The sequence below is a fragment of the Rhodococcus sp. DMU1 genome, assembly GCF_012272955.1.
Classification (GTDB): domain Bacteria; phylum Actinomycetota; class Actinomycetes; order Mycobacteriales; family Mycobacteriaceae; genus Rhodococcus; species Rhodococcus aetherivorans.
The window spans coordinates 2,642,504-2,658,540 of sequence record NZ_CP050952.1 but is presented as its reverse complement, the minus strand read 5'-3'; the positions used below and the strand labels follow the sequence as shown (position 1 = coordinate 2,658,540).

General features: G+C 74.0%; 15 protein-coding genes. 8 read left to right on the top strand and 7 right to left on the bottom strand.

Features of this window, described 5'->3' with window-relative positions:
• Positions 1–24: 24 nt before the first annotated feature.
• Positions 25–1,179 carry a nucleotide disphospho-sugar-binding domain-containing protein gene (locus HFP48_RS12480; protein ID WP_044476646.1) on the bottom strand — a complete coding sequence of 385 codons (1,155 nt, stop codon included), beginning with the start codon at positions 1,177–1,179 and terminating at the stop codon, positions 25–27.
• Between the two features lie 160 nt (positions 1,180–1,339).
• On the opposite strand from HFP48_RS12480, the gene HFP48_RS12475 reads away from it, so the two are divergent.
• On the top strand, positions 1,340–1,843 hold the full coding sequence (locus HFP48_RS12475) for a DUF427 domain-containing protein (RefSeq protein ID WP_029543345.1): 504 nt from the start codon (positions 1,340–1,342) through the stop codon (positions 1,841–1,843).
• 117 nt (positions 1,844–1,960) lie between these two features.
• On the opposite strand, the gene HFP48_RS12470 is transcribed toward HFP48_RS12475, so the two are convergent.
• The 3 genes from HFP48_RS12470 to HFP48_RS12460 all read right to left on the bottom strand — a co-directional run bounded on the left by HFP48_RS12470 (position 1,961) and on the right by HFP48_RS12460 (position 5,735).
• Positions 1,961–3,502 carry a serine/threonine-protein kinase gene (locus HFP48_RS12470; protein ID WP_168579565.1) on the bottom strand — a complete coding sequence of 514 codons (1,542 nt, stop codon included), beginning with the start codon at positions 3,500–3,502 and terminating at the stop codon, positions 1,961–1,963.
• Between the two features lie 83 nt (positions 3,503–3,585).
• A complete protein-coding gene (locus HFP48_RS12465; RefSeq protein ID WP_006948267.1) occupies positions 3,586–5,121 on the bottom strand; it encodes a glycerol-3-phosphate dehydrogenase/oxidase in 1,536 nt (511 codons plus the stop codon).
• The gene (locus HFP48_RS12460; RefSeq protein ID WP_029543340.1) at positions 5,118–5,735 is read right to left on the bottom strand and encodes a TetR/AcrR family transcriptional regulator; all 618 of its coding nucleotides are present in this window, start codon (positions 5,733–5,735) and stop codon (positions 5,118–5,120) included. Before HFP48_RS12460 ends, HFP48_RS12465 begins: the two co-directional genes overlap by 4 nt.
• A 20-nt stretch (positions 5,736–5,755) precedes the next feature.
• Here HFP48_RS12460 and HFP48_RS12455 point away from each other — a divergent pair, with 20 nt between their 5' ends.
• Complete coding sequence (locus HFP48_RS12455; RefSeq protein ID WP_037200825.1) at positions 5,756–7,378, top strand: FAD-binding oxidoreductase; 1,623 nt, start codon at positions 5,756–5,758, stop codon at positions 7,376–7,378.
• Positions 7,375–8,280 (top strand): diacylglycerol kinase, encoded by a 906-nt coding sequence (locus tag HFP48_RS12450; RefSeq protein ID WP_029543336.1) that lies wholly within the window; start codon positions 7,375–7,377, stop codon positions 8,278–8,280. Before HFP48_RS12455 ends, HFP48_RS12450 begins: the two co-directional genes overlap by 4 nt.
• Here HFP48_RS12450 and HFP48_RS12445 read toward each other — a convergent pair.
• Positions 8,262–8,981 carry a PIG-L deacetylase family protein gene (locus HFP48_RS12445; RefSeq protein ID WP_029543333.1) on the bottom strand — a complete coding sequence of 240 codons (720 nt, stop codon included), beginning with the start codon at positions 8,979–8,981 and terminating at the stop codon, positions 8,262–8,264. The genes HFP48_RS12450 and HFP48_RS12445 overlap by 19 nt on opposite strands.
• A 57-nt stretch (positions 8,982–9,038) precedes the next feature.
• Here HFP48_RS12445 and HFP48_RS12440 point away from each other — a divergent pair, with 57 nt between their 5' ends.
• The gene (locus HFP48_RS12440; protein ID WP_029543331.1) at positions 9,039–10,373 is read left to right on the top strand and encodes an alpha/beta hydrolase-fold protein; all 1,335 of its coding nucleotides are present in this window, start codon (positions 9,039–9,041) and stop codon (positions 10,371–10,373) included.
• A complete protein-coding gene (locus tag HFP48_RS12435; protein WP_043798200.1) occupies positions 10,370–12,871 on the top strand; it encodes a DUF2156 domain-containing protein in 2,502 nt (833 codons plus the stop codon). The genes HFP48_RS12440 and HFP48_RS12435 overlap by 4 nt, the downstream gene beginning before the upstream one ends.
• Before the next feature lie 15 nt (positions 12,872–12,886).
• On the opposite strand, the gene HFP48_RS12430 is transcribed toward HFP48_RS12435, so the two are convergent.
• Positions 12,887–13,060, bottom strand: a complete 174-nt coding sequence (locus HFP48_RS12430) for a hypothetical protein (RefSeq protein ID WP_029543328.1) — start codon at positions 13,058–13,060, stop codon at positions 12,887–12,889.
• Positions 13,061–13,277: 217 nt separating this feature from the next.
• Here HFP48_RS12430 and HFP48_RS12425 point away from each other — a divergent pair, with 217 nt between their 5' ends.
• Genes HFP48_RS12425 through HFP48_RS12415 form a run of 3 tightly spaced genes read left to right on the top strand, consistent with a single transcriptional unit; the run spans position 13,278 to position 15,179 of the window.
• Positions 13,278–13,874: a biotin transporter BioY gene (locus HFP48_RS12425; RefSeq protein WP_006948276.1), complete on the top strand. Its 597-nt coding sequence runs from the start codon at positions 13,278–13,280 to the stop codon at positions 13,872–13,874.
• 22 nt (positions 13,875–13,896) lie between these two features.
• A complete protein-coding gene (locus HFP48_RS12420; RefSeq protein ID WP_029543325.1) occupies positions 13,897–14,577 on the top strand; it encodes an ABC transporter ATP-binding protein in 681 nt (226 codons plus the stop codon).
• A complete protein-coding gene (locus HFP48_RS12415) occupies positions 14,574–15,179 on the top strand; it encodes an energy-coupling factor transporter transmembrane protein EcfT (RefSeq protein ID WP_006948278.1) in 606 nt (201 codons plus the stop codon). Before HFP48_RS12420 ends, HFP48_RS12415 begins: the two co-directional genes overlap by 4 nt.
• Before the next feature lie 15 nt (positions 15,180–15,194).
• Here the strand turns inward: HFP48_RS12415 and HFP48_RS12410 are convergent, their stop codons facing one another.
• The gene (locus HFP48_RS12410) at positions 15,195–16,004 is read right to left on the bottom strand and encodes a hypothetical protein (protein WP_168579564.1); all 810 of its coding nucleotides are present in this window, start codon (positions 16,002–16,004) and stop codon (positions 15,195–15,197) included.
• Between the last annotated feature and the right edge of the window lie 33 nt (positions 16,005–16,037).

Here is a 16,037-nt window from a genome sequence, read left to right as displayed (position 1 = left end):
CCGGTGGCGCGGACGCGGGGCACGTCACCGCATCGGCGCCACGACGCTGCGGCAGACGGTCACCGGGTCCTCGACCTGCGTTGCCGTCGCGGCGGCCAGGCGGGCCGCGCGCGTGAAGCGTGGCTCGGTCAGCACGGTGTCCACGGCCGCCCGCAGCGCGTCGGAGTCGAGTGGCCGCACGACCACCGCGCTGCCCTGCCGGGCGGCCCGATTGGCCAGCTCCCACTGGTCGCCGCCGCCGGGCACCACGACCGCGGGCACCCCGGCGCGCAGGGCCTTGGCGAGCATCCCGTGGCCGCCGCCGCACACCACCACGTCGGCCTGCTCGAGCAGCAGGTCCTGCCGGCCGTGCCCGGCCACGACGCCGTCCGGCCAGTCCCGCTCGGGCGGCTCGAGCATCGCGACGACGATCCGCATCCCGGATCCGCCGAGGCCCGTGCACACGGCGTCGAGCAGGCCGGGCACGCCGGTAGCCGCGGTGGACGGGGCCACCATCACCAGCGGTCCGTCGCCGGAGGGCGGCGCCAGGACGTCGCCGGTGGGCTCCCACAGCAGCGGCCCGACGACGTGCGCCCCGGCGGGCCAGTCCGGTCGGGGGACCTCGAGGGCGGGCAGGGTGGCGACGAGCCGGGCCGCCGGCCCCGGATCCCGGGCGGCCAGGCCGATCCCGACGCGCGCCGCGGACCGTTCGCGTTCCCCCTGCCGGATCGACCGGGCGGTCGCCGCGCGCAGCACCGTGTCCCGCGCGCGCCCGCGCAGCCCGGTGCCTGCGGCGAGACCGCTGCCGATGGGGGGCAGCCCCCGCGAGGGCAGATACAGCGGATGGGGCGACAGCTCCACCCAGGGGATACCGAGGCGTTCGGCGGCCATGCCGCCGCCCGCGGTGAGCACGTCGGAGACGACGAGGTCGGGCAGCAAGGCGCTGAGCCCGGGCAGCATCTCGGACGCGATGTGGGCGGCGCGGGCATGGATGCGGGCACCGGCATCGGCATCGTCGTCCTCCGGACGCGGGGCCAGCCCGGCGAGCGGCGCGAGCGTCACCCCGTCCAGGTCGAGGCCGAGCCACCGCTCGCCGGTGAAGAGGACGGGCTCGTCGCCCGCCTCGGCCAGACGCAGGCTCAGGGCTATCGCCGGGATCGCATGCCCGGCGTCGGGCCCGGCCACCACCGCCACTCGCATCGGCTCAGACTGCCACACCCGCTCCGCGCTGCCCGGTTGTGGAGGCGACGCCGGGAGTACCGGCCGCCGCTGCAGCGCCTCGGCGGTGGGGCTCGCCCGGGCTGTGCCCACCGCGTCGTACGTGCGAGCCTGGAAGCATGACGATGTCGGCAGGTGTCCCGTGAGGAGCGGCCATCCGGTGCCGGACCCCGTCGGTCCGGGGCAGGAGTCGGTGTGGGACTACCCGCGGCCGCCCGTGGTCCGACGGAGCGACGAGCTGGTCGAGGTGTGGTTCGGCGGGCAACTCGTCGCGCGCACCCGCACCCCGTTGCGGCTGCTGGAGACGAGCCACCCGCCGACCTACTACCTGCCCCGGACATGCTTCGCCGAGGGGGTCCTGCGGCCAGTTCCCGGGAGCACGGTGTGCGAGTGGAAGGGACGGGCCGACTATTTCGACGTCGTGGCAGGCGGACACGTCGCCGAGCGTGCGGCGTGGCACTATCCCCGGCCGGTTGCCGGATACGAGGCACTCGTCGGGCATGTGGCAGTGATGCCGGGTCCGATGGACGGCTGTTTCGTCGACGGCGAGCGGGTGCGTCCCCAGGCGGGGGGCTTCTACGACGGCTGGATCACCGATCGGGTGGTCGGCCCCTTCAAAGGCGGGCCCGGCAGTCGCTACTGGTGATCGCGGGGAGGGGCGGGCACGGCCGCGGCGACGGGCCCGAATCCGGGGCCGGCCACCGATCGGCGCGGAGATCGGCGGCAACAGTCCCACGGGGTGGCCGCTCCGCGGCGCCGGCGGTCACGGATACGCCGACCAGAACTGGAGCACCTGCTCGCGGGTGGTGACCGTTCCGTTGTCGATGATCAGCAGTTCGTCCTCGTCGAACGTGTAGCGCACAGGTCCGGCCACGACGGTGAATCCGGCGGCGGCCGGGGCGGCGTCGGCCAGTTCGATGTCGGCACCGTCGCTGAGCCGCAGGCCCTTGTAGTAGAGGCGATCGAAGTCGTTGCGGCACACCAGGACCCGCGACTCCGACGTGCGCGCCACCGCGACGGCCTCGTCGGTCGAGTTGCAGCGCGGCCCGATGTCGTCGTCGAAGCCCCGGGTGTCCGCCTGCGCGACCGGGATGCGGTCCGGGCGGCTCTGCGGCGGGGCCGTGCTCGTCGGTGCGGACGAAGTGGTGGGGAGGTCGGTGACCTCCGCCGTGACCGTCGCGGGGGGCGGCACCACCGGACCGGGGCTGTCGATCTGCCCGGTGGCCGAGGTGTCGGCCCGCACATCCGGCTCCGGCGCCTCGCCGCGGCCGGGCAGGATCCACGTCAGCGATCCGACGAGCGCGAGGCCCACGACCGCGGCGCCCAGCAGCACGAGCAGCGGCCGACGGGAACGCGACGTCGGGTGTCCGGGCGGGGCGGTCGGACCGGCGGACACGGGGGCGGGTTCAGCGGCGGTGAACGCCCGGGTCGGCGCGGTGACGGGCTCGGTGACCGGCTCGGTGAGAGCGGCACGCGCGGCCGCGGCCAGCGCACCGCACGTGGGGAAGCGGTCCTCGGGGCGCTTGGCCATCGCGCGGGCGATCACATCGTCGAACGCGGACGGCAGGTCCGGCCGCGCCGCGGTGGGGCGCGGCGGGGGCAGATGCAGATGCGCGTGGACCAGATGGGCCGGCTCGGACCCCGGATACGGTGGCCGCGTCGTGAGCAGCTGATAGAGCGTGCACCCGAGGGCGTAGACGTCGGTCCGGGGGCCGAGGGGCCGCCCCTCGATCTGTTCGGGGGACGCGTACTGCAGGCTGGCGACGAGCATGCCGGTCTCGGTGACCGCCGTGCTGTCGAGGCTCTTCGCGATCCCGAAGTCCGCGAGCAGGACGCGCTCGGGTTCGCTTGCCCCGCTCGGCGTGAGCAGGATGTTCGCGGGCTTGACGTCGCGGTGCAGTATCCCGTGTGCATGCGCGTAATCGAGCGCGCGGGCGGTCTCGGACACGATGTGCACGGCGCGCCCCGGAGGCATCGGTCCCCTGCGCAGTGCACCCACCGCGTCGGTGCCGTCCACGTACTGCATCGCAATCCACAACTGGTCGCCGACATTGCCGCGGTCGTACACGGTGACGATGTTGGGATGTTCGAGCCGCGCGACGTGGTCGGCCTCCCGGAGGAACCGGCTGCGGTTTCCCGGGTTCGCGGTCGCCGACGGGTCGAGCAGCTTCAGCGCGATGAAACGCGGCAGGTTCGGATGCCGCGCCAGGTAGACGCTGCCCATCCCTCCCGTGCCGAGGCGGCGTTCGATACGGTACCCGGCGAACACGGAGCCGGTCTGCAGTTCTCCCACGGTGTCGTCCACTCCCGAGTCCGTCGCGGCGCCCGCCCGACAGCCGTCTCAGAATATCGCGCACGTGAAGAGTGCCGGGCCGGACGCTCCGGCGGTCAGGCCGACACATCCCCGGCGGCGTCGAGCGCCCGGGCCCGGTCGCCGGGCACGAGCCCGATCCGGGTGCGGCGGTCGAGGATGTCGTCGACGTCGAGGGCGCCCTCGTGGGTGACGGCGAATTCCAGTTCGGCGCGGCTGACGTCGAGCCCGGGGACGATCGGTTCCAGCCGGCGCGGGTCCGCGGCGAGCAGGGCCGCCTCGGTGCCGTAGCGCCGCACCAGGTTCGCCGGGGCGGCGACGGTGCGCAGCACGGCAGGAGTCGCGGCGCCGACGAGGGGGAGCCGCTGGGTGCGGCACGGCCCGACACGCAGTCCGGCCGTCTCGACGGCCGCGTCGACGGCGTCCTGCGCCATCCGCCGGTAGGTGGTGAGCTTACCGCCGACGATGCCGATCGGACCGGACTCGGAGCGCACGACCGCGTGCCGGCGCGACAGGTCCGCGGTGCCGCCGCCGGTGTCGGTACCCGGCGCGGAGGAGTCGAGCAGCGGCCGCAGTCCCGCGAAGGTGCCGAGGACGTCGTTGCGGGTCAGGGGCACGGCGAGGGCCGTGTTGGCGGTGTCGAGGAGGAAGTCGATCTCACCGTCGGTGGCCTGCGGGACGTCGGGCAGCGCGCCGGGCGCCTCCTCGTCGGTCAGTCCCAGATAGATGCGGCCCAGCTGGGCGGGCAGCGCGAAGACGAACCGGTTGGTGGCGCCGGGAATCGGCACGGTGAGCGCGGCCGTGGGGTTGCCGAGGGCGGCGGCGGCGAGCACGAGGTGGGTGCCGCGGCTCGGTCGCAGCCGGATCGACGGATCCACCTGTCCCGCCCACACGCCCGCCGCGTTGATCACGGCGCGGGCCGTCACCCGCACCTCGGTGCCGGTGAGGGTGTCGCGCAGGGCGGCGCCGTCGGCCGTGACGGAGTGGGCGTCGACGCGGGTGAGGATGCGGGCGCCGTAGGAGGCGGCGGTGCGGGCGAGGGCGACGACGAGCCGGGCGTCGTCGACGAGCTGGCCGTCGTAGGCGAGCAGTCCCCCGCGCAGCCCGTCGCGCCGGACGGCGGGGACCAGGTCGGCGGCGCGCCCCGCGCCGATGCGGCGCGAGCGCGGCAGCACCGCGGACGGCGTGTGCGCGGAGACCCGCAGGGCGTCGCCGGCGAGGAACCCGGTGCGCACGAGCGCGGCCTCGCCGCGGCCGACCGACGGCAGCAGCGGCACCAGCTGCGGCATCGCGCGCACCAGGTGCGGCGCCGTGTGGGTCATGAGAATTCCCCGCTCGACGGCACTTTCGCGGGCGATGCCGATGTTCCCGGTGGCGAGATAGCGCAGGCCGCCGTGGACGAGCTTCGAACTCCACCGGCTGGTGCCGAAGGCGAGATCGTGCCGTTCGACGAGGACGACGCTCAGGCCGCGCGACGCGGCGTCGAGCGCGGCGCCGGCGCCGGTGACACCGCCGCCGACGACGAGCACGTCGACGGTGGGCCGGGCGGCGAGGTCGTCGAGTTCCCGGCGGCGGCGGGCGGCGTCGAGGGCACTGGAGGCGGGTCCGGTCACGGGCGATCCTCCCCGGAGGGTGCGAGATAGGTGTCGACGGCGTGCGCCAGCTCGGCGAGCAGGGCCGCCCGGTCGACCACCTCGGTGACCATCCCGGCGGACTGCACCACGGACTGGGCGGTGAGCAGCACGAACGCGGCGAGCGCGCGGACGTCGCCGGCGCGGACGGTGCCGTCGCGCTGGCCGAGGACGAGCGCCCGGGTCAGCACCTCGAGCACTGCGTGCTGGCTGGTCCCGAGCCGGTCCACGATGTACGTCATGAGCAGGTCCGGGTCCGACCGCAGGATCTTCTCGAACAGCGGATGTGTGCCGATCTCGTCGACGGCCGTCACGACGGCCCGCACGACGCGCGGCCGGACGGGCCCCTCTTCGCGGAGATCGGGCAGGACGGCGCGGATCTCACGGGTGAGAAGGTCCGCGACCAGGGCACGGGTGTCGGGCCAGCGGCGATAGACCGTGGGGCGGCTGACACCGGCGCGCCGCGCCACCTCGGCGAGGGTGGTGCGCCGCAGTCCGAAGTCGAGCAGGCACGAGCGGGTGGCGTCGAGGATCTGGTTCTCGACGGTTGCCGCCGGCGGGCCGGAAGACCGGATCTCATCGTTACGAATAGACATTGTATGTAACACTGTAACGCATGACTGTGAGGTTCACACCGCAACACCCCACCGCCGCAGCCGAGATGGAGTGGGACGCGTGGGGCACGGCGGACCGCCGGAAGGAACTCGGCGAGGGCGTCCGCACACTGCTTCGACAGGCTCTCGGCGTGGACACCGAGCGCGCCCGTTCGCTGCCCGAGACCGCCGTGCGGCTCACCCCGTCCCGGCTGGACACCCGGCACCACCAGGGCCTGCGGCGCATCGTCGGTCCGGAACACGTCGCCGACGACGACGCGGCCCGGCTCCGTCACGCCGGCGGCAAGAGCACCCTCGACCTGCTGCGGCGACAGAACCCCGGCCCGCAGGACGGTCCCGACGCGGTGCTGCGGCCCGGCAGCCACGACGAGGTGCTCGCCGTACTCGACTACTGCACGGGCGAGGGGATCGCCGTCGTGCCGTTCGGCGGCGGCACCAGCGTCGTCGGCGGGCTGGATCCGGTGCGCGACGGCTTCGAGGCCGTCGTCGCAGTGGACCTGCAACGGATGAACGCGCTCACCGATCTCGATCCGGTCTCCGGTCTGGCGACGCTGCAGGCCGGCGCGACCGGACCGCAGGCCGAGGAGCTGCTCGGTGCCCACGGCTTCTCGCTCGGGCACTTCCCGCAGAGCTTCCGCCACGCGACCGTGGGCGGGTTCGCCGTCACCCGATCCTCCGGCCAGGCCTCCGCGGGCCACGGCCGGTTCGACGAGATGGTCGAGCACCTCGTCGTCGCCACCCCGCGCGGTACCGTCCGGGCGGGCCGCGCCCCGGCCTCGGCCGCGGGCCCGGACCTGCGGCAACTGTTCCTCGGGTCCGAGGGCCTGTTCGGCATCGTCACCGAGGTCGGCGTGCGAATCCACCCGATCCCCGCCGCGACCGCCCACCGCGCCTGGTCGTTTCCCGACTTCGCCACGGGTGCGGACGCCCTGCGCACCCTCGTGCAGACCGGCGCCGTCCCCACCGTGCTGCGCCTGTCGGACGAGACCGAGACCGCGACGAACCTCGCGTTGCACGAACACATCGGTGCGACCGCCCCCACCGGATGCCTGGCCGTGACCACCGTCGAGGGCACCGCCGAACACGTACGAGCCCGCGCCGCGGAGGTCGACGCCCTGCTCTCGACCCTGGGCGGCACCGACCTCGGAGAAGAGCCGGCCCGCGCCTGGGAGCAGGGACGGTTCGACGCGCCGCACCTGCGCGACGCCCTGCTGCGGGTCGGGGCACTCGCCGAGACCCTCGAAACCGCCACCACGTGGAGCAATCTGGCGCGGCTGCGGACGGCGGTGACCGATGCGCTCACCGCCTCCCTGCAGGACCAGGGCACCCCGCCACTGGTGCTGTGCCACATCTCGCACACCTACCCCACCGGCGCGTCCCTGTACTTCACCGTCGTGTGCGCGCAGACGGACGATCCCCTCACGCAGTGGTCGGCGGCCAAGCGCGCCGCCACGGACGCGATCATGACAGCCGGCGGCACCGTCACCCACCACCACGCGGTCGGGCGCGACCATCGGCCGTGGATGGCCGACGAGATCGGGACTCTGGGCACCGGCCTGCTCCGCGCGGTCAAGGACGCACTCGACCCGCTCGGCATCCTCAACCCTGGAAAGCTGCTGCCGTGATCGAATCCGTCACCGTCCTGACGAACCCGGCCGCGGGCCCGCACACCGCGCGCGCGACGAGGTCCGCCACGGCCCGGCTGCGCGAACGGGGCCTGCGCGTCACCGAGATCGCCGGCGACACCCCGCAACACTCCCTCGAACTGGTGCGCCACGCCGTCGCCGAGGGAACCGGGGCACTCGTCGCGGTCGGCGGGGACGGGCTCGTCTGGCTCGCCTGGCAGGCGCTCGCGCAGACCGGGATTCCGCTCGGCATCGTCCCGGCCGGGACCGGCAACGACCTCGCCCGCGTCCTGCACGTGCCGTCGGATCCGGTGGCGGCGGCCGACGTGATCGCCGACGGGGCCACGCGGACGATCGACCTCGGAAGGGTCCGGGCGCCCGGGCGGCCGGACCACTGGTTCGGCACCGTGCTCGCCAGCGGATTCGACTCCCTGGTCACCGACCGCGCCAACCGGATGCGCCGGCCGCGCGGCCGGCTGCGCTACAACGTCGCGATGGTCGCGGAACTGGCGAATCTCCGCCTGCTGCCGTATCGCATCACGCTGGACGGCGACGACCTCGACGTGGCGGCGACGATGGTGGCCGTGGGCAATGCCTCCACCTACGGGGGCGGCATGCGCATCGCGCCGGACGCGCGTCTCGACGACGGCCTCCTCGACGTCGTGATCGTGACCTCTGCCAACCGGACCCGCCTGCTGCGCCTGTTCCCCACCGTCTACCGCGGCACCCACGTCGACCTGGACGAGGTGAGCGTGCACCGCGCCCGGCGGGTGCGGCTCGAGTGTCCCGGCATCTCCGCCTACGCGGACGGCGAACCGCTCGGACCGCTGCCCGTGGACGTCGAGGCCGTGCCCGGTGCCGGAGTCGTCCTCGTACCCGGCGGTCAGCCCCCGAACGTGTAGAGCTCGAACCCGGCGGCCCGTTCCACCGCGAACCCGGGCAGAGCGGCCGTGGCCGACTCCACCTGCGCCCGGGCCTGGTCGAGCACGGGGGTGGGCGCGAGTGCCTCGAGATAGCGGCGGTGCTCGGCGAGGGACGCGACGCCGTCCTCGACGGTGTCGGTGACGTCCACTCCGTGAGTGGGAGACGTGGTGCTCACCGCCACCCACCGCACCCCCGGCCACGGCGGCAGACCCTGCTCGGCCAGGTCCGGGAAGATCCACTCGTTCGCCGCGTCGGTGACCGCGTCGAGCACGCTCAGCCCCAGGGCACGGTGGTCGGCGCTGTTGAGGACGCCGGGGAACCACGTGAGCCCGAAGTTGCCGGTCACCACCATCTCGGGTCGGTGCCGCCGGATCGCCGCCGCAAGATCGCGGCGCAGGTCCGGCCCCGCCACCAGGCGGCCGTCGGGATGCCCGAGGAACTCGACCACCTCGACCCCGACGACCCGGGCGGATGCCCGCTCCTCCTGCTCGCGCAGCGGCCCGCACGCCGCCGGCGGCAGGCCCGCGATGCCGGCCTCGCCGCTGGTCGCCAGGACGTAGCGCACCTCCTTGCCCTGTCGGGTCCACCGCGCCACCGCGGACGCCGCGCCGTACTCGATGTCGTCGGGGTGCGCGGCGATCACGAGCGCCCGCTGCCAGTCCTCCGGTACCGGTTCCATTCGTCCACTATCGCCGATCACGATGCGGGGGTGGGGGCCTCGCGCATACTGGACGGCGTGTCGTGGTCCGGGCTCGTCGAAGCAGCGCTCGACGTGCGGTTGACGACGACGGCGGCGGCCGTGGTGTTCACCGTCCTCACCGTCGCGGGCCTGGCCGCCCTGGCCGCGCGACGGCACCGCCGCTGGCTCCTGACGGGGATTCCGACGGCCGTCGCGCTGACCCTGGTGCTGGTGGTGCTCGCCGCCGTCCTCGTCGAGCAGGTGTGGCGACCGTTCCCGGATCGGTTGCCTCGGGATGTGTACGCGTGGACCGCCGTCGCCGTCCTCGCCGTCGCGCTCCTGGCCGGCCGGTGGCTCGTCCGCCGCCGGGACCGGGCGCGTCCGCTCGTCGCGGCCGGCCTCGTCGTCGCCGCACTGGCGGTGGTGGTGGCGGGTGCGGGGCGGATCAACGCGGTGTTCGACGCCTACCCCACCGTGCGTTCCGCCCTCGGCATGACCGACTACCGCACCGTGCCGCTCGACGCGGCCCTGGCACCGGCCACGGCGACGGTCGCTCGGCGGCCGCTGTCCGAGACCTGGTCGCCCCCGGCCGATCTGCCCGCGACCGGCGCGGTGACGACCACCCCGATCCCCGGCGCAGTCTCGGGATTCCGCGCCCGCGACGCGCGGATCTACCTGCCACCCGCCTACTTCGCCGACCCGCGCCCCGAACTCCCGGTGCTGGTGCTGCTCGCCGGCCAGCCCGGCAGCACCGACGACTGGCTGATCGGGGGCCGGCTGCCGCAGATCATGGACGCGTTCGCGGCCGGGCACGAGGGGCTGGCACCGGTCGTCGTGCTCGCCGACGGCACCGGCGGCCAGTTCGACAACCCGCTGTGCGCCGATTCCCGTCTCGGCAACGCCGCGACCTACCTGGCGCTCGACGTGCCCGCCTGGGTCCGCGAGCACCTGCAGGTCGACGACGATCCGGCGGGCTGGGCGATCGGCGGGCTCTCGTACGGAGGCACGTGCGCGTTGCAGCTCGCGACCGCCCGCCCCGAGGTGTACCCCACGTTCCTCGACTTCTCCGGCCAGGCCGAGCCGACCCTCGGCGATCGGGACCGCACGATCCGCGAGGTGTTCGGCGGCGACACGGAGGCGTTCGCGCGGAACAACCCTGCCGACCTGCTGGCCCGCAACCGCTACCCCGGCTCGGCAGGGGCGTTCGTCGTGGGCCTCGACGACAGCGAATACCGTTCGGGAATCGAACAGCTCACGACGGCGGCCCGGGCCGCCGGCATGGACGTCCACCTCACGGAACTGCCGGGAGCGCACAGCTTCGCGGTGTGGTCCGCCGGACTCGAGAAGGAGCTGCCGTGGCTCAGCCGCCGACTCGGCCTCGTCGCCCCGTGATCGCGCGCAGCGGCGCGGCGCTGCGCCGGGCCCCCGTCGCTCTGACCCTGCTCGCGGCGATGTGGGTGCTCGCGATCGCCACCGGGTCCGTGTGGCGCGGGCCGTCCCACGACCTGGCCCTCGACGTCTCCCTCGGCACCCGTAGCTTCGGCGAGGGGCATCCGTGGGTGCTCTGGACGTCCGGGCTCTTCGCGTCCGGCCTGGGCGAGTACGTCCTGTCGAGCGTGGCGATCCTCGCCGTCGCGGTGCCGGTGGAGAACCGCCTCGGCAGCCGCAGATTCGCACTCGCCGCGGCGCTCTCGCAGGGTGCGGGTGCCGCGCTCGCCCTGCTGGTGGCGCTGCTGGCGTCGACCGTGCCGAACTCGTGGGGCTTCGAGCTGCACGGGCACCTGACCGAGGATCCCCTGCCGTGGGTGCTCGGCACCCTGCTCGCCGCCACCGCGGCGATGGGTACGCTGTGGCGGCGCCGCATCCGCACCCTGGTGCTGGTGTTCCTCGTGACGAGCGCCCTGTTCGCGGGGCACCTGCAGGACGTGGTGCGGCTCTGCGCGGCGCTGGCAGGCCTGTTCCTCGGACCCGTGCTGTTCGGCCGCGCGGCCCGGGGCCCGGCGCTCGGCGGCACCGTGCGGGAGCGTCGCACCCTCGTGGCGCTGGTGGTCGCCGCCAGCGTCCTCGGCCCGATCCTGGCGGCGTTCTCCCCCCACGCCATCGGGCCGCTCTCGGCGCTGCGGGAGTTGTTCGACCAGGTCCCGTACAGCGCACGGGAACTGGTCGACATCTGCGCCGACCCGGCCCTGCGCGACGAGTGTCGCAAGGGGCGGCAGGCGCTGCGCCTGTCCGGGATCGGACCGCTGGTGATGAACCTGATGCCGTCGGCGGTGCTGCTCGTGGGAGCGGAGGGACTGCGCCGGGGCCGCCGCGCCGCGTGGCTGCTCTCGGTGTGGGGGCACGTCGCCCTGATCGCGGTGGCCGCCGTCAGCGCGGTCGTGCAGATCACCGAGCAGGAGGAGACCCGGTCGCTGCTGTACGGCACCCGCCGCACCAGCTCGGTGTACATGGAACTCGCTCCGCTGCTGGCCCTCGTCGCGGTGCTCGTGCTGCTGCTGATGACCCGCCGGCTGTTCGGGGTGCGCGCCCCGCGCGGGACGTATCCGCGGGTGTGGCTGGGCACCGCCGCCGCGGCGGGTGCCGCGCTCGTCACCTACGTGGGGGTGGGGGCGCTGCTCGCCGACGGCTTCGACCGCGACCCCGGCGGCGCCACGCTGGTGCGCGACGCGCCGCGACGTCTCGTCCCACCCGTGTATCTGCAGCTGTTCGAGCCGCCGGTACTGCCGCTGACCCCGGCCGCCACGCTGCTGTTCGAGTGGGTGGGGGTGCTGGTGTGGGCCGCGTTCTGCCTGTTGATGGTCCGGAGCTTCCTGGTCCCCGCTCTCGGGCACGATCCCGGCGACGAACACCGGGTGCGTGCACTGCTGCACTCCCCCGGCGGCACCTCGCTGTCGTGGATGACGACGTGGCCCGGCAACCACTACTGGTTCGGCGAGGACGGCCGGCACGCCGTGGCCTACCGCGTGCACTCGGGTGTCGCCCTGACCACGGGCGACCCGGTGGGTGATCCGGCCGGCCTGGAGAACGCGATCGACGAGTTCGCCGCGTACTGCCTCGGCAACGGCTGGACCCCGTGCTTCTACTCCGTCGGGGAGGACACCGCCGCGATCGCCCGGGACCACGGCTGGAGCTGTCTGCGGGTGGCCGAGGAGACGGTCGTCGCGCTTCCCGGCCTCGCGTTCAAGGGCAAGAAGTTCCAGGACGTCCGCACCGCCCTCAACCGCGCCGCCAAGGACGGCGTGGAGGCGCGGTGGACGACGTTCACCGAGGCGCCGTTGCCGATGACGGAGCAGATCGTCGAGATCTCCGAGGAATGGGTCGCCGACAAGGGCCTCCCCGAGATGGGCTTCACCCTCGGTGGGCTCGAGGAACTGCGCGACCCCGAGGTGCGGCTGCTCCTGGCGATCGACGCGGACGACCACGTGCACGCCGTGACGTCGTGGATGCCGGTCTACCGGGACGGCGCCCTGGTCGGCCTGACCCTCGACTTCATGCGCCGCCGCTCCGACGGCTTCCGTCCCGCGATGGAGTTCCTCATCGCCTCGGCCGCCATGTCCGCGCAGGAACAGGGCCTCGAGTTCCTCAGCCTGTCCGGCGCGCCGCTCGCCGGCGCCGACCCGTCGGCCGGCGCCCTCGACCGCGGCGCCCTCGACCGCGGCGCGCTCGACGCGCTGCTCGACCTGCTGGGCCGCACCCTCGAGCCGGTCTACGGCTTCCGGTCGCTGCTCGCCTTCAAGGCGAAGTTCCAGCCGCAGCACCGGCCCATGTACCTGGTGTTCCCGGACGCCGCGGCCCTGCCCACGATCGGCATCGCCGTCGGTCATGCGTATCTGCCCGACGTGTCGCTCGGGCAGGGTCGCCGGCTGCTCGCACAGTTGCTGCGGCGCTGAGCCGCCGCGACCACATCACACGTGGGTGATGTGGTCGTCCTTGCTGCCGGCCACGGCCTTGTACAGCATGTAGCCGCCGAAGATCAGCGCGCTCACCACGAGAATCCCGAACAGGTGCTCCGCGAGCGCCCCGACCACCACGAGGGCGATCCACACCAGCGCCACCACACCCACGATCTTCCAGAACATCGTCTTCTCCTTGCGTCGTTGCCGTTCGTTGTCGATCGTGACACCCCACGGTCGGAAAAACACCAGGTCAACGCAGAGATCAGGGAAAGATGGGTGGTTACCCGGAGGCCGGTGCGGCCCTGTTCGGGGGCCGGCCCGGAGCGGGGTGGTGAGAAGGAGCACGCCGCGGCGACATACCCTCGACAGGTTCGGTCCCCTCGTCAGAAGGCTGAGAATCGTGTCCTCGACCCGCCGCACGCCCGCCCGCGACCTGGCGCAGATCGCCGTGTTCGCCGCCCTGATCATCGCTCTGGGTCTGCCCGGGCAGATCACCGTCGGCTCGTCGGGCGTGCCGATCACGCTGCAGACGCTGGGCGTGATGCTCGCCGGGGCGCTGCTCGGCGTCCGCAAGGGCGTGCTGTCGGTGGCCACGGTGATCGTGCTGGGCCTGGCGCTGCCGGTGCTCGCCGGGGGACGCACGACCCTCACGGCGCTGGCCGGCCCGACGGTCGGCTTCCTGCTCGGCTGGCTTCCCGCCGTCGCGGTGATCGGCTGGCTCTCGGCGCGCATGCTGCCCCGCTACCGGGTGCTGCCGGGCATCGCCGTCAACGTCCTCGGTGGCATCGTCGTGCTCTACGTCTTCGGTATCGCCGGCATGCTCGCACGCACCGATCTCACGCTGTGGGCGGCGCTGAGCGCGAACGCCACCTTCCTGCCCGGTGACCTGCTCAAGGCCGTCGTCGCGGCGGTCGTCGCCGCCCAGGTGCACCGCGCCTACCCGGCCCTGCTCAGCCCGAGCGCACCGGCACGCCCGGCCACCGACCCCGCGCGCTGAGCGCCGGGCCGGGCACGACCGCATGAGCGAGATCCGCTTCCGGCAGGTGGGCCACGCCTACGGTGAGCGCACCGTCCTCGACGGCATCGACGTGACCCTCACCGAGCGCCGCGTCGGGATCGTCGGCGCCAACGGCAGCGGCAAGTCCACCCTGGCCCGGATGATCAACGGGCTGGTGATCCCGACCTCCGGCACGGTCACGGTGGACGGCCTGGACACCGCCCGCAAGGCCCGCGAGGTGCGCCGGCGCGTGGGATTCGTCTTCACCGATCCCGACCATCAGATCGTGATGCCCACGGTCGCGGAAGACGTCGCCTTCTCCCTGCGCCGCAGCGGACTGAGCAAGGCCGAGCGCGCGGAGCGGGTACGGCGGGTGCTCGCCGACTTCGGGCTGGCCGGGCACCACGACCACCCGAGTCACCTGCTCTCCGGCGGACAGAAGCAGCTCCTGGCCCTCGCGGCGATCATGGTCACCGATCCGCAGGTGCTGGTGGCGGACGAGCCCACCACGCTGCTGGATCTGCGCAACGCCCGGCTGATCGCGCGGACCTTCGCCGCCCTCGAACAGCAACTGGTGGTGGTCACCCACCATCTGGACCTGCTGACCGGCTTCGACCGGGTGCTCGTCGTCGACGGTGGGCGCGTCGTCGCCGACGACACACCCGGCCCGGCGATCGACTACTACCGCAGGCTGGTCGCGTGAGCACCCTGGGCTTGTACCATCGCGCGGCGTCGCCGTTGCACCGGGCGCCCGCGGGCCCGAAGCTGCTGGTCACCGCGGTGCTCATCGTCGCGCTCACGGTGTGGATGCGGCAACCGTGGCAGGTGCCGGTGGCCGGGGCGGTCGTGCTCGGGCTCTACCTGCTGGCGCGGATCCCGCCCCGGCCCGCGCTGCGACAGCTCCGGCCGCTGTTGTGGATGCTCGTGGTGATCGCGGCGTTCCAGGTGCTGCTCGCCGGCTGGGAGCGGGCGGTGGTGGTCTCCGGTCAGCTGCTGGTTGCCGTGGCCCTCGCCGCGCTGGTGACGCTGACCACCCGGGTGAGCGACATGCTCGATGCGATCGTGGCGGGGCTGGGCCCGTTCCGGCGGGTCGGCGTGGATCCGGAGCGGGTCGGCCTCGTGCTGGTGATGACCGTCCGGGCCGTCCCGATGCTCGGCGGGATCGTCGCGCAGGTGACCGAGGCACGCAAGGCCCGCGGGCTCGGCTTCTCGCTGCGGGCCCTGGCGGTGCCCGTCGTCGTGGGGGCGTTGCTGACCGCGGAGGCGATGGGCGAGGCCCTCGTCGCCCGCGGCCTGGACGACTGAGCCACCGGGGCGACGTCAGTACCGGTAGCGGCCCTCGATCTGCCGGATCTCCCGCCACGACTGGGCCCAGCTCTCGAGCCGGTCCGAGGCCGAGATCAGCTCGGCGCGCTGCCGGTCGAGCAGGGCCATCGAACGGGTTCCGTCGGGGGCCGCCGCGAGCCGGGCCGCGGCGGCGACGAGTTCCTCGAATTGGTCGACGCCCGTGTCGAGTCGCTGTCCGGCGGCCGCGACGGCCACCCCGAGGTGCGCCCCGGCGGCGGCGCTGTCCCGGGCGGCGGATTCGAGCGCGACCACATCCACCGCGACGGCCTCGAGCGCGTCGGAGGCCTCCCGGGCGGCCGCGGCGATCTCCTCGAGGTCGTCGGCGGCGACGGTGCGGGAACGAGCCAGCACCGTCAGCAGCTGGGCGAGGCTCTGTTCGTCGCTCGCCAGCCGGGCCATCGGGGCCCGCGCGACGGAACCCGACGGCGGCAGGGCCCGGCGGGCGGGTGCCGGCGGCGGCAGCGGCACGGCGTCGAGGCGCCGGAAGGTACGCACCGCCAGCACGGCGGGCACGACGAGCGCGGCGGTCGTCCCGCCGGTGGCGACGATGGTCCAGTCGGGGGCCGACGCGGCCACCAGCGTCGCGGTGCCGACACCGCTCATTCCGGAGGCTGCGCCGAACAGGCGGGCACGCCGGCGGGCGCGGCGCTTCTTGCGGCGCACCCGGGCCGCGGGGTCGTTCCAGCGGCGCGCCGCCTCGACCACGCTGCCGGTCATGTCCCGGAGCGCAGCCGCGGCCGGACCGGGGAACTGTCCGGTCCGGCCGCGTGCGGGTGTGTTCATTGCGTTGCCGCGTTTCTGCCGTCTGCCATCGAC

Coding starts and splice junctions, on each gene's coding strand:
- HFP48_RS12480 (WP_044476646.1), bottom strand. CDS start 1,179: ATGCGAGTGGCGGTGGTGGCCGGGCCCGACGCCGGGCATGCGATCCCG.
- HFP48_RS12460 (WP_029543340.1), bottom strand. CDS start 5,735: ATGTCTATTCGTAACGATGAGATCCGGTCTTCCGGCCCGCCGGCGGCA.
- HFP48_RS12455 (WP_037200825.1), top strand. CDS start 5,756: ATGACTGTGAGGTTCACACCGCAACACCCCACCGCCGCAGCCGAGATG.
- HFP48_RS12445 (WP_029543333.1), bottom strand. CDS start 8,981: ATGGAACCGGTACCGGAGGACTGGCAGCGGGCGCTCGTGATCGCCGCG.
- HFP48_RS12430 (WP_029543328.1), bottom strand. CDS start 13,060: ATGTTCTGGAAGATCGTGGGTGTGGTGGCGCTGGTGTGGATCGCCCTC.
- HFP48_RS12420 (WP_029543325.1), top strand. CDS start 13,897: ATGAGCGAGATCCGCTTCCGGCAGGTGGGCCACGCCTACGGTGAGCGC.
- HFP48_RS12410 (WP_168579564.1), bottom strand. CDS start 16,004: ATGAACACACCCGCACGCGGCCGGACCGGACAGTTCCCCGGTCCGGCC.